The following is a 12,162-nucleotide window of genomic DNA, read 5'->3' on the forward strand; positions in this document are numbered from 1 at the left end:
CAGAGTTTAGCGCGTGACTTGCATTCGGCGAATGAGCCCGTGCAAGCTAGCGGTGGTGATGCGCGTTGCCTTGCCGATCTTCACCGTTTCGAGTTCGCCGCTGGAGATCAGCTCATAGAGCTTCGTGCGCCCAACGCCTATCATGCGGGCAGCATCATTGATCCTGACGCAGATCGGCTCGACAGGTTGATGGCCGTTCATTCCGCCGGTTCCTCTTCACAATAGTGTACGGGATCGGCGATCCAGCGATTGATGGCTGACTCGTGCCAGCCCGCGCCATGGATGCTGATCTTGACCTGCGACGGGAATGTGCCCTCGGCGATCTTGCGATAAATGGTGGAGCGGGAAAGGCCGGTGCGGTCGAGCACGGTCTTGAGCCGGATAATGCGTTCGGTATTCGACATGGGGCATTCTCACTTTGATACTGGCGGCCCTCACCGGAACATAATGAGAACTTTTTGACGCAACACAAGGGTCGGTTTGAATTGGAATTCTGCCAATTCATTAGTGATTTGCGTGATTTGAACCGCCTATGGACGGGTAGAGACTTTTACGGACAAACCGCCGCGCCGTCTTCGGTTTTGGAAAATTTTTCGTTCGGCCCGATTCTGCGACCGACATGCGAAGAAATGCGACGGCAGTGGCGGATTTCCGCGCCAGCGTTGCTCATATTTTGCGCACGACTCGAAACGCCGCTGGTTTACGAAGTCGCCCAAACACCAAGTTAGGCTTGGTCATCACGGCAGTTCGTAAACCAGTCCGGCAACCCAGTTCATGAGTGCAATTGGAAACCTGCCACTACCCGCCCTTCCTCAGCTTGAACTTCGGACCAGTGTACGTGCGCACCGGGTTTCCGCGCTCCAGTTGCTGGTGAAGTGACCACCGCTCGTGTCGCACATCGTCACTTGCGCCTGAACGACGATCTTCCAACAGCATGGCCAATTTTAGTTTTGCCAATTTGCGGTTTGCGTGCTGTGATCGCTGCTCCTGCGCGGTTGCAACCAAGCCAGTTGGCCGGTGTGTCGCGCGTACAGCGCTGTCAGTCTTGTTGACGTGCTGTCCTCCAGGACCGCTTGCTCGCATCGCCTGAAAGTCAATGTCGCTATCGCGCAAGTCTGGCACGTCATCTGGTATAGGCGCGAGCGAAACGCCGACAAACCAGTTACGGCGCTTGTGCCTGGGGCGAAAAGGACTTTCGCCGATCCAGAGGATCGTTCCCGTCCGCTCCCTCACAAAGGCGAGCGCCCCATCACCTGAGACGCGCATGAAAAGCGAAGCCGGAAGCTCCTCTTGAGCATCGAGCACCTCACAGGTCACACCGATCCTTGCGGCTTCGTCAGCAAAAGCTTTGGCCAGCTGCGCAACCACCCAACGGCATTCAGCAGGGCCTTTACCAGAGGTCAGATGCAATATCGCTTCTGTCATGACGCCCTCGTCTTATAGCTAAGCAGAGGGCGAAGGCGGGCGACCACCCGAACCAAGCCAGCGGCCTCCAGATCGGCAATGACACCGGCGATATCCTTGTACGCTTCCGGAGCTTCTTCAAAGATCAGGCGGCGGTCCTCGCAAATCACATGGCTGGACAATTTCGTGCGCTGCAAGTCAGCGATGCGATATCGGCGAGAGAGGCGCGCATGGGCATCCTTGCGGCTCCATTTGCGGCCCGCCCCATGCGCAAGCGAGCATAAGGCATCATCGGCGCGGTCGGGCACGGGCTCAACCAGATAGCTGAAATCTCCCCTTGACCCTGGTATGACGACCATGCCGCAATCCGCCGGTGCGGCCCCCTTTCGGTGCAACCAGCCTTCGCGGTGCCGCGTGACGCTATTATGCACGATGTCGAGCATGCATTTGCCAGACATGCCGAGGGCATCAAGAAACCGGCCAGCGATAACCTTCCGGTTCACGACCGCCCATGCCACGGCCTGATTGTGCCGCTGCAAATAGGCGTCAGCGTCCTGAGTGCCATCATGGAGACCCTCCGTTCCATGCCTGGCCATTTGCTCTTGCAGTATAGCCTGTCCTAGCCCACGCGAACCGCTGTGAACCATCATCAGGCCGCGGTCATCCTTTAGGCCAAGCTCGGCAAATCGAACTGGCGCGACGACCTCCTCGATGCGCTGGAACTCAACAAAGTGGTTTCCGCCACCGATGGTGCCGAGAGCTGGGCTGGCAAGTTCAGGCGGCAATCCCGCTTCGGCCAGTGCATGTTCTGCCGGTCCATCCCAAGGCTCATCAAGACCGTGCAGCTTGCGCTCGACCTTGCCGACCCGGAACTTTCGCACAGCCAGGCTGGTCTCCCAGAGAGCCATTCCGCAGCCGATATCGCTCCCGACAAGATGCGGCCAGATGCGCTTCTGAGACCAGAAAGCAGCGCCCACGGCGATCCCGTTGCCCGCGTGGAGATCGGGCAAGCCGACAACACGATCCATCCCTTTAAGACGGGAAGTAGCTTCGAGTTGATCAAGTGCCAAAGGATCGAAGCGGGCGGGATCGCGCGCGATCAGCGTAAGCGAATTTTGCTCGTTCATGCTCGCCCTCCCGCTGACTTGCGATTTGCCGCCGGCAGTCGCTTGGCTAGCAAAGCATAGTCCTTGAGAATGCCATCATCCGGATCGACGAAGAATTCGCGGCGCCTGAACCACATGCCGTGGGCGCCGAGAACCTCTCCTTCAAACATCCACTCGCCGTGCCGTCCGATTGAGATCCGGGTGAGAACGAAATCTTCAAGGTGCTCGCGAACGTGCATCTTGACCGTGCTCCCCGTATCGAGGCGCTCGCAAATCTCGCTGAAAACGCTGTCCCACGGTTGCCCCCTCCGACTGCGCAGGAAGCGAACCAATGGAGCAAGGTTCTCATTGAGTGATTTTGTGTAGGGCGCGTTTTCGAAGGCGTGGCGCTTGTGCCCGATGTGCTTCAGCGTGGGATCTTTGGTCCTCTTTAGTTTTGGCGACGATGCATGGCTTGCGCCCCAGCGCGGTCGCTCGACGATGACCTTGAACATGTCAGAACGCATGGCGGGCCTCCATAGCAATGGAGGTCACCTTGCACTGCGCATGCAAAAGGCCCGGAATGGTGAAATGCGCAGCGTTCAATCCGCTGCGAAGGAAGATCAGGCGTGCTTGTCCGCCCGACAGGAAATTGCCCATGCAATATGTTCCTGAATATTATGGATCGGGAAATCGGTTGTGAGACGAACGATCACTGCTCGCATGATTTGCTCCTTTCCATTTTCAGAAACACGCCGGGATTGGCTGACGCGGCCCGTTATAAGAAACTACGGGACAAATCAACTCGTTTGGCGATGCAAATCTATTTGGAGGCTGCTTCGTCCTGCTCCGCCTCAAATGCCCGCTTTCCCTTGCGCCGGAAGAGCACCAGCGCCTGCGCGCCATCCGGCCCGCGCAGCTTGGCTGCAACGGTGAGGAATGCGCCGTAGAGCGCGGCGCGGTCATCATCGGTCAGTTCGACCAGATCGGCCTTGGCGACCAGGCCGCCCAGCTCGATCAGTTGCCGGGTCCGTTCGCGGCGTTTCACTTGCCATTCGCGCATGTCGGTTCGTGCCTTAGCTGCCTCAAGCCGATGCCGCGCCGCCGTTGAGCGGCAGAGTGCCTTCTGGCTGCTGGCGAGGTCCGCTTGAAGTGTCGCGTGGTTTGCCCTGAAAGAACGCCGCACCGCGCTTGCGCCAGCCCTCCCCCGTGGCCTTGTCAGTGTTGGCAACCGCGTCGAGCAGCACGCCAGCCAGGACATCGGCATCGAGCACGTCGGCTCCGGTTGCTGTGACCAGCGCGCCGAGGTCGCGCACGCGGCGCTCCTTCAACTGTTTGGCCTTGTCGGCCAGTGCCTTCAGTTCCGAATCAAAATCGCGGGGTTTGCGCATGTGCTGTCTCCATCGTTGGTGTGATGGAGCCATGATAATCGTGCCTGTAATCCAATGCAGTAAGGTCGCCGGGACAGTGTGATACAGCGTAGTCCCGATCAGGATTTTATCATGAGAGGGCGCGCTTATACGTCGTGCCGACGCAGGCTTTGGAGTGTAACTGGATTGCCGTCATGGCAATCTTTCACTTCAGCGCAAAGGTCATCGGAAGGTCGAGCGGACGCAGTGCCGTGGCGGCTGCGGGCTATCGCGCGGGCGAACAACTGCACGATGAGCGGATTGATCGAACCCACGATTTCACCAACAAGGCAGGCGTCCTTCATTCCGAGGTGATGCTGCCGAAAGGCGCGCCCGAAGCTTTCGCCGACCGCGCCACACTTTGGAACGCGGTCGAGGCCGCCGAGAAGCGCAAGGACGCACAGCTTGCCCGCGAGGTCGAGTTCGCCCTGCCCCGCGAGCTGGCGAAGAAGGACAACATCAAGCTGGCGCGCGAGTTCGTGAAGGCCGAGTTCATCGAGAAAGGCATGATTGCCGATCTCAATGTCCATTGGGATATCGGAGAAGACGGCGAGGCCAAGCCGCACGCGCATGTGATGCTTACCATGCGCGAAGTCACCAAAGAGGGATTTGGCGCAAAGGTCCGCGACTGGAACAAAACCGCGCTCATCGAACAATGGCGCGAGCGCTGGGCCGATCACGTCAATCGAGCACTAGCCGAACGCGACATTGATGCGCGGATCGATCATCGCAGCCTGGAGGCGCAGGGCATTGCGCTGGAGCCGCAGGACAAGATCGGTCCTGCCGCATCGCGTATTGGCGGACGCGGACTGGAAGCCGAACGGATCGAGGAACACCGCGCCATCGCCCAGCGCAATGGCGAGCGGATCATCGCCACCCCCGCGCTGGCATTGGATGCGATCACGCACCAGCAGGCAACGTTCACCAAGCGCGATCTTGCCGCCTTCGTTCACCGACATAGCGACCGCAAGGAGCAGTTCGATGCCGCCTACAATGCAGTGCGTGCATCGCCTGAAATAGTCGCTTTGGGCAAGGATGGGCGCGGGCAGAACCGCTTCACTTCGCGGGCGATGATCGAGACCGAACAGCGTCTACATCGCGCTGCCGACGCGATGGCGCAGCGCGCGAAACACAGCGTCAGTGATGTCCAACGAAACGCCGCTTTCGCCGGTGCTGCGGCGCGCGGCCTAGTCCTGACGGGTGAACAGAAATCGGCCTTCGAGCATGTCACCAACAGCAAGGGTCTTGCGGTGGTCGTTGGCTATGCCGGAACCGGCAAGAGCGCCATGCTCGGCGTGGCGCGCGAGGCATGGGAAAGCGCTGGCTACGCTGTGCGCGGCGCAGCGCTTTCCGGCATTGCCGCCGAGGGTCTGGAGAATGGCTCCGGCATTGCTTCGCGCACCATTGCCAGCCTTGAGCATCAGTGGGGCAAGGGGCGCGAACATCTCACTGGGCGCGACGTGCTCGTCATCGACGAAGCGGGCATGGTTGGCACGCGGCAGATGGAGCGCGTGCTTTCCCATGCCGCCAATGCCGGTGCGAAGGTTGTTCTGGTCGGCGACCAGCAGCAGCTTCAAGCCATCGAGGCTGGCGCGGCGTTTCGAGCAATCCACGAGCATCACGGTGGGGTCGAAATCAGCGAAGTCCGCCGCCAAGTTCACGCATGGCAGCAGGATGCGACCAGGCAGCTTGCAACAGGCCGCACCGGCGAAGCGATCCACACTTACGAGGAACGCGGCATGGTCCATCCGGGCGAGACGCGCGAGGTCGCGCGGGAAGATCTGATCGAGCGTTGGGATCAGGAACGGCGGACCAGCCCCGCCGACAGCCGGATCATTCTTACCCACACCAATGACGAGGTGCGCGCGCTGAACCAAATGGCACGCGGGAAGATGCGTGTAGCGGGCGTGCTTGGGGCGGATGTAACGATCAAGACAGCGCGTGGTGAGCGTGAGTTCGCGTCGGGCGACCGCATCATCTTCCTGCGCAACGAACACGGGATTGGGGTGAAGAACGGGACGCTCGGCACGGTCGAACAGGCCAGCGCAAAGAGCATGGCGGTGCACACCGACGATGGCCGCGAAGTTGCCTTCGACACCAAGGACTATGCTCATATCGATCATGGCTACGTCGCCACGATCCACAAGGCCCAAGGCATGACCGTGGACCGCGCCCATGTGCTCGCCACTCCCGGAATGGATAGCCATTCAGCCTATGTCGCCATGTCGCGTCACCGCGACAGGCTGGCGCTGCATTATGGACGCGATGATTTTGCAGGCCAGACCAAACTTGTCCGCACGCTGAGCCGGGAACGGGGCAAGGACATGGCGGGTGACTACAAACCCGAACAGGCCTTCGCCGAATTACGCGGCATCAGGTTCCGCGAGCGGGTCATCGAGATGGTCCGGCAGGTGCCGGAGAAGGCCAAATCGATCTTCGGAAACTTCCGTCCGCAGGCCCGCCAGCTTGAGCCGATTTCGGCACAAGCGATCACGCAGAACGAGCAGCGCCGCGCGGTTGAACGCTACGCTCGCGCGCTGGGCGATATGGGCACGATGCAGGCCCAGGGCTTGCCCGTTCTCCCGCACCAGAAGAACGCGCTGGAGAAGGCCGGAAAGGCGCTCGAAGCGATCCGACCCCATGCCGCCACCGATCTCGCCAAGGCACTGGATCGGCGTCCCGAGCTGATTGCAGAGGCCGCTGGCGGGGGCAGCCAGGAGGCCATGCGCGCCATGCAGCATGAGGCTGCCGTGCGCACCGATCCGGCGTTGCGATCCGAGCGTTTTGTCAGCGACTGGCAGAGGTTGAGCGCGGCGCGCAATCAGCTTGAACAGCAAGGTGACCGTGCAGGTGCGGCCCGCGTGTCCGCGAAGCAGAACGAACTGGCGAAGGGGCTGGAGCGCGATCCGCAGGTCGAAGGTCTGTTGCGCGGCAAGACCCGCGAACTCGGCATTGATCGGAAGCCCGAACGCAGCATCGCCAATGAACTCACCGCAACCCTCGCCCGCGAGCGCACACGCGCTTTCAACATGGGCATTTAGGAGAAACGACATGGAAGACGACCAAATCGAAGAAGTGCAACTGGACCTCGAAGTCGAGGAACCGCCGACGCCGCAGCCTGAGCCGCCAACGGTTGCAGAAACCGATCCGGCAACGGAAGCCTTCGCCCGTCTTGAAGGCGAAATGGCGATGGTGCGCCATACGGTCCAGAACATGGCGAGGGAGCGAGCCGATATCGTTATCCCGGACTACACCGCAACGCTGAGCCAGATGGCCGATCAGCTGGCACAGGTCTCCAAGACGTTAGGTGCAATTGGCGACAAACCTGCCATCGAACTGACACCGGAAGACATTGCGGTTCAGATCAAGCGCGCCTCGCTCGACATGCTGCGCGATGCCAGCGACCTGTTCCGGCACGGACGCAGGGACTTCGACAGCGCTACCGCGCAGCTCAGTGCGATGGTGGGGCGCGTCCACGCCGAGGACGAACAGAAGCGCCAAACATGGCGCTTTGCAGGAATGGGGCTGGCTGCCGGTATCCTGCTCTGGTCAATCCTACCGGGCACTATCGCCCGCGCCGTGCCCGAAAGCTGGCAGATGCCAGAGCGGATGGCTCGCAATGCCACAGGAGAGCCGACCATCGTGGAAGCGGGCATCCGCTTGATCCGGTCACAGAATCCGGAAGCATGGGAGGAATTGGCGGCAGCGCAGCGTATTCTGAGCAGTAACCGCGAAACTTTGATGCGGTGTAAGGAACGGGCCCGGAACGCGAAGGGGCCGACTAAGTGTTCAGTTGCGATCTTGCCTTGAGTTTGCTGCGAATCGATTTCGCGCTTTGCACGTGGAGGCGTTGTGCTCAAATTCCGGACATTCGATCTCGGCGGAAGCGACACCGATAGCGGATCGTTTGGGCCGTAGAGAACTTTGCGGTTGGGTGTGGTCTCCGAACATATCAAGAAGACCACAAAGAACAGATCTTGTTTGCTCGAAAAGCTAAGAAGTCGATGCCGCTGCCAATATCTTGGTGGGTTCCGGCTGGAGATAAGATCCAAGGGTAAGAGCGTCATATCGGTTGAAGAATGTTTCAAAGAAAAATCGGTGTTCGGCACCGTTGTCATCGTTGAGAATCAATTCGCTTTCTCCAAGCGGCCCGCCGCCCTGCGCGCCGCAATAACTTGCGATCGTTCGGAAAAGCTCGACTTCTGATTGGCGGCTGAAGCGTTCGGCGAATGCTGGCGACTGAATGAAATGCCGGCAAGGCTTGGCTGGATCAAAGCCAGCTGGACGCTTTGATCGATGGGGGTGAGCACTAATCATCCCCACCATTGGTACTTCCCGACCGCGTAGTTCGACAAAGCGGTAGAGAGTTGTCGAGAACGTATTGCCGAAAGCGCCCTTCAGACCCTTTACGTTCTCAAGCGTCGGAGCGAGATCCATCGCCTCATTTGCGAAGCGACCTTGGAGAAACAAGAGCTGACCAGCGGCGTAGTTCGCCTCAGTTTCGATCTGATCGTGGCAATCGTGTGAGAGGGTGAAGCCATCGTCTCCGAGCATGACGTCGTGATGCCAAGGCAGCAAACTATGGCCGATCTCGTGCCCTTCATTCCATCGGTGCTTTAACTCAGGTTCGTCCTGATCGAGAAGAATTCGCCGCTGGTCTGGAAGATAGAGCGCTTTTAGCGACATTTTTTTGATGGCATCTAGGAGGAGTTTGGGCCGCTCGTAAATTTGAACTGTCGCGACCTTGATCCGGCTCACAGTCTCTCGAACTGCACTAGTGTCAGCCGTCGTGTAAAATTGCCTGTCGAGACGGAGGAGCTGACGGACATCGGCAAGCGTGAGCGGAGGCTCTGGGTTGCCAAGTCCATCTAGGACCTTCGCAACCCGCCGATCGATATCAGCCGCCGTTCTTTCCGAAAGAATTCGGTTTTTTGCCAATTCTGCCCCCTTGGCAACGTCGTATCAATTGTCCGCACTTAACTGCGAGACAAATTCTTCCAACGCAGCGCGTTCTTCGTTCGTCAGTTCTGCCATTGGATCGGAGCGTGCAGCAAATCGTTCCATTTGCCTTTCGATGTTATCATTACGCGCCTTCGCCAACCCGGCAACTTGCATAAGCTTTGCGCTAGGTACCTTGAACACACCGGATAGCTGATAAACCGACCGGACATCTGGCTTGTGCCGAACGTCGTCCTCGATCTCGATGAGTTCTAATATATCAATATCAGCATTCTGCGCGAGCTCCTCCCGCGACATTCTTCTCGAACGCCTCATAAGTCGCACAAATCGACCAAAGGCGACATTCGCTTCGTCCTCATTGTTATCCTTAGGCGTGTCTTCCATGATTGGATCGAAAGCCAATGCTCCTGCGGCGATGGACGCATCGCCTTCGAGCTCAGCCATTCTAAGGCACCATTCCTTGCTGATCTCCATGCTCATCGGTGGTTTCCTTTCGCGATGAACGCTTCTGCCTGCGCAGAAGTCATCTCATAATAACGTAGTCCTTGTTTTGCTGGGTCGGGCCCGAGATCGGTCATTCCACAGGTCGCACCGTAGAACGCTTCTGCTTGCGGAAGAGCATGCAGTCCGATGCGACCCTTAAATTCCTCGGCGAGGCTGTGTTCGATCGCAGCGCGAACTAAAATGCTGCCTACACCCCGATAACGAGGCCTCTGCTCGAGTTCCGGTCTGTTCCAGGGCGCATTCTCGACGTAGTCAATATATACGAGATTGCGCTTCTCGTTTTCAGGCAACCGGCAGCGATAGCCGGTCGTATCGATCAGCATCAAACCCTCGGTCGTATCCTGGCAGGTTACGCAGTAGCCATCATGCGATAGCAGGCCCTGGAGTTGCTCGACTTTCTGTCGCCAGTTCCAATGCGCGTTCTCGGTGCCAGGCCATTCGGCCACAGGCTTTCCTGACCGTTTGAAGTCGCGGAAACGGTCATAGAGCGCCGGCTTCCACTCGCCCTCTACATCGGTCAGCTGCTTCTCGGTAATCGATGCATGCAGCTCAGCTTCGCGCGCTTCTCCTGTCGCGGTATCGAGCAGAGCAACCTTCATAGGCCACGCGCTCATACCATCATTATCTCAGCTTTGTCCTTCGTCACTTCGTTCTCGACATAGAGCTTGTCGCCTTTCTCGACGCGCGCTTCGAGCAATTGATAAAGCCGAAGCGCCTGCCGCATGACAGCCGTCTTACTCATGTCCTTCCGGGCGCTGAACTCCTCGACCACCTGCATCTCCGCGTCTGTGAGATTCAGGGTCATTGTCCTCTTTGTCGTCATGTCCTGTCTCCATTTGGCTAGTCGCCATACACTGCGCAGCCAAAATGTCAATGTCATATAGCTGTTGACTAGCTATTTTCTAGCTATTATCTAGCCATTCAGTGATGAAGCGGCGCTGAACATGGTGGCGTGTCACAACATGAAAGGCAGCCACATGGCCAAAGACGAAAAGAAGGAAGTGACAATCTACGTCGAGGGCACTCCTCACCCCTGGCCGAAGGGCGAGATCAGTTACGAAGAGGTCGTGACGCTGGAAGAGCCCGGCTACGCCAACAACCCCAGCATCACCTACTCGGTGACCTATAAGAGGGGCGTGGGCAACAAGCCGGAAGGCACGCTCGTTGCTGGCGCTTCGGTGAAGATCAAAGACGGGATGCGGTTCAGTGTTTCAGAAACTGGTCAGTCGTAATCCGGACCTCGCTCGACTTGTCGAGCGAGGTTACGCCGTCGCTTTCGACCAAGGCCACCTCATTGTGAGGGACATTCCCTATCTGGACTCGGCTGGGAATTTGGAGTCAGGCGCAATTGTTTCCAAACTTGTGGCGGTCGATGGCGAGGTGATGCAACAGCACGATCACCAGATCTATTTTGCAGGGTCGCATCCGCATGACCTCAAAGGTCAACCCATTCCGAACTTAGGTGGTGGAGCGACTTCCATCGCGTTGGCTACTGAGCATTCTGACTTTGTCGTGCAGCGCTCGTTCTCGAATAAGCCAAAGAGCACCGGAAAATTCGTCGACCATTTCGCTAAAATAGAGAGCTACGTTACCATTATTTCTGGTCCGGCGATCGAGAAGTATGGAGTCACGCCCTACACATACAGAGCAGACAAGACCGAAGTGACGGATTCGATATTCAAACTCCAGGACACATTGACCAGCAGAGCGGGCATCGCGGAACTTAATGTGGGGTTTGCCAACGAGAAAATCGCAATCATCGGGCTGGGTGGTACAGGTGCATTCCTCCTCGACTATGCGGTGAAGGCCCGAATTCCGGAAATCGTCGGGTTTGATGGCGACGATTTTCACGTCCATAACGCCTACCGATCGCCAGGGAAGCTCGACAAGGAAGAACTCGGCCGCAATAAGGCGGATGTCTATCAAGCGCGATACGAACCTTTCCGGCATGGCCTCACGCTAAAGGCCACCTACATCACAAGCGAGTCAGTTGATGAGTTCAAGGGGGTTACGTTTGCTTTCGTTTGCGTCGACAAAGGCTCCGCGCGAAACGAAATCTTCGACCTACTGATCGGGCTCGGCATCCCGTTCATCGACGTCGGAATGGGCCTAAAGCGCAAGGATGGGCCTATTAGCGGAATGATGCGGACCACATATTTCCAGCCTGTCACCGCAAGTGAGCTAAAAGCTAAAGGATTGGCCGAGACGGCAGATGGCGCGGACAATCTCTATCGCGACAACATCCAAATCGGTGAACTCAACGCACTGAACGCTTGTCTTGCCATGATCCGCTATAAGCAGATTCGCAAATTCTACCGAAGTGATGAGGGAAGTCTCAACAGTCTCTTTGAAATAACGGACCTAAGCATCATCAACGTGAGATCGATCGATGAACTTTGAGGTAGAGCGCGTCCATTTCATGCCGAAGCAGCTCGAGCCTGGGATATTATATGTGTCCGACGAATTCGAGACCGCTGCGCATTTGTGCGCGTGTGGTTGCGGTTCGAAGATACGCACGCCTATCCTTCCAACTGAATGGCGTTTGGCCGGTCCGGATTCTAGACCTACGCTGCGCCCTTCCATCGGCAACTGGCAGAGGCCATGCCGCTCGCACTATTTCATTACGAATGGTCAAGTTGAATGGTGTGCGCAATGGACAGAAGAAGAAATCCTAGCAGGTAGGCGAGCCGAACAGGTTCGCCGCAAACGCCATTACGACGATCTCTACGCTCCATGGTGGAAGCGCCTTTGGAGATGGATCACACGGTAAATCAGACAGCAGCATTGGCTGCTTCATGCCT

Annotated in this window: 17 protein-coding genes; 5 read left to right on the top strand and 12 right to left on the bottom strand. The window is 58.0% G+C overall.

All coding sequences use genetic code 11. The features are described 5' to 3' along the window. Positions 1 to 6: 6 nt before the first annotated feature. From KDC96_RS12450 to KDC96_RS12485, 8 genes are all read right to left on the bottom strand, one after another. A complete protein-coding gene (locus KDC96_RS12450) occupies positions 7 to 201 on the bottom strand; it encodes a helix-turn-helix domain-containing protein (protein WP_212448733.1) in 195 nt (64 codons plus the stop codon). Then, the gene (locus tag KDC96_RS12455) at positions 198 to 404 is read right to left on the bottom strand and encodes an AlpA family transcriptional regulator (protein ID WP_212448734.1); all 207 of its coding nucleotides are present in this window, start codon (positions 402 to 404) and stop codon (positions 198 to 200) included. Before KDC96_RS12455 ends, KDC96_RS12450 begins: the two co-directional genes overlap by 4 nt. Positions 405 to 798: 394 nt before the next feature. Continuing rightward, positions 799 to 1,425: a peptide chain release factor H gene (gene prfH, locus KDC96_RS12460; protein WP_212448735.1), complete on the bottom strand. Its 627-nt coding sequence runs from the start codon at positions 1,423 to 1,425 to the stop codon at positions 799 to 801. Further along, on the bottom strand, positions 1,422 to 2,531 hold the full coding sequence (locus KDC96_RS12465) for an RNA ligase RtcB family protein (protein ID WP_212448736.1): 1,110 nt from the start codon (positions 2,529 to 2,531) through the stop codon (positions 1,422 to 1,424). Before KDC96_RS12465 ends, prfH begins: the two co-directional genes overlap by 4 nt. Continuing rightward, positions 2,528 to 3,004 carry a hypothetical protein gene (locus tag KDC96_RS12470; RefSeq protein WP_212448737.1) on the bottom strand — a complete coding sequence of 159 codons (477 nt, stop codon included), beginning with the start codon at positions 3,002 to 3,004 and terminating at the stop codon, positions 2,528 to 2,530. The genes KDC96_RS12465 and KDC96_RS12470 overlap by 4 nt, the downstream gene beginning before the upstream one ends. 1 nt (position 3,005) lies before the next feature. Further along, positions 3,006 to 3,149 carry a hypothetical protein gene (locus tag KDC96_RS12475; RefSeq protein WP_212448738.1) on the bottom strand — a complete coding sequence of 48 codons (144 nt, stop codon included), beginning with the start codon at positions 3,147 to 3,149 and terminating at the stop codon, positions 3,006 to 3,008. Between the two features lie 163 nt (positions 3,150 to 3,312). Beyond that, the gene (locus KDC96_RS12480; protein WP_212448739.1) at positions 3,313 to 3,552 is read right to left on the bottom strand and encodes a conjugal transfer protein TraD; all 240 of its coding nucleotides are present in this window, start codon (positions 3,550 to 3,552) and stop codon (positions 3,313 to 3,315) included. A 22-nt stretch (positions 3,553 to 3,574) separates the two neighbouring features. Beyond that, complete coding sequence (locus KDC96_RS12485) at positions 3,575 to 3,880, bottom strand: conjugal transfer protein TraD (protein ID WP_212448740.1); 306 nt, start codon at positions 3,878 to 3,880, stop codon at positions 3,575 to 3,577. Between the two features lie 173 nt (positions 3,881 to 4,053). Here KDC96_RS12485 and traA point away from each other — a divergent pair, with 173 nt between their 5' ends. Beyond that, positions 4,054 to 6,939 (top strand): Ti-type conjugative transfer relaxase TraA, encoded by a 2,886-nt coding sequence (gene traA, locus KDC96_RS12490; RefSeq protein ID WP_212448741.1) that lies wholly within the window; start codon positions 4,054 to 4,056, stop codon positions 6,937 to 6,939. Positions 6,940 to 6,949: 10 nt separating this feature from the next. Further along, entirely contained in the window at positions 6,950 to 7,708 is a 759-nt protein-coding gene (locus KDC96_RS12495) for a DUF6118 family protein (RefSeq protein ID WP_212448742.1), read from the top strand. 183 nt (positions 7,709 to 7,891) lie between these two features. Here the strand turns inward: KDC96_RS12495 and KDC96_RS12500 are convergent, their stop codons facing one another. Genes KDC96_RS12500 through KDC96_RS12515 form a run of 4 tightly spaced genes read right to left on the bottom strand, consistent with a single transcriptional unit; the run spans position 7,892 to position 10,166 of the window. Next, on the bottom strand, positions 7,892 to 8,836 hold the full coding sequence (locus KDC96_RS12500; RefSeq protein WP_212448743.1) for an ImmA/IrrE family metallo-endopeptidase: 945 nt from the start codon (positions 8,834 to 8,836) through the stop codon (positions 7,892 to 7,894). 24 nt (positions 8,837 to 8,860) lie between these two features. Then, positions 8,861 to 9,337: a helix-turn-helix domain-containing protein gene (locus tag KDC96_RS12505; protein WP_212448744.1), complete on the bottom strand. Its 477-nt coding sequence runs from the start codon at positions 9,335 to 9,337 to the stop codon at positions 8,861 to 8,863. Continuing rightward, positions 9,334 to 9,960, bottom strand: a complete 627-nt coding sequence (locus tag KDC96_RS12510; protein ID WP_249171787.1) for a GNAT family N-acetyltransferase — start codon at positions 9,958 to 9,960, stop codon at positions 9,334 to 9,336. Before KDC96_RS12510 ends, KDC96_RS12505 begins: the two co-directional genes overlap by 4 nt. An 11-nt stretch (positions 9,961 to 9,971) precedes the next feature. Beyond that, complete coding sequence (locus tag KDC96_RS12515) at positions 9,972 to 10,166, bottom strand: transcriptional regulator (protein ID WP_249171788.1); 195 nt, start codon at positions 10,164 to 10,166, stop codon at positions 9,972 to 9,974. Positions 10,167 to 10,338: 172 nt separating this feature from the next. Between KDC96_RS12515 and KDC96_RS12520 the strand changes: the two genes are divergently transcribed. From KDC96_RS12520 to KDC96_RS16720, 3 genes are read left to right on the top strand one after another with little or no spacing between them, the layout of a single operon-like run. After that, positions 10,339 to 10,593: a multiubiquitin domain-containing protein gene (locus tag KDC96_RS12520; RefSeq protein ID WP_212448747.1), complete on the top strand. Its 255-nt coding sequence runs from the start codon at positions 10,339 to 10,341 to the stop codon at positions 10,591 to 10,593. After that, a complete protein-coding gene (locus KDC96_RS12525) occupies positions 10,568 to 11,761 on the top strand; it encodes a ThiF family adenylyltransferase (RefSeq protein ID WP_212448748.1) in 1,194 nt (397 codons plus the stop codon). The genes KDC96_RS12520 and KDC96_RS12525 overlap by 26 nt, the downstream gene beginning before the upstream one ends. Positions 11,762 to 11,780: 19 nt before the next feature. Next, positions 11,781 to 12,131, top strand: a complete 351-nt coding sequence (locus KDC96_RS16720; RefSeq protein WP_371815559.1) for a DUF6527 family protein — start codon at positions 11,781 to 11,783, stop codon at positions 12,129 to 12,131. The last annotated feature ends 31 nt before the right edge of the window (positions 12,132 to 12,162 follow it).

The organism is Erythrobacter sp. JK5 (genome assembly GCF_018205975.1).
Lineage (GTDB): Bacteria > Pseudomonadota > Alphaproteobacteria > Sphingomonadales > Sphingomonadaceae > Erythrobacter.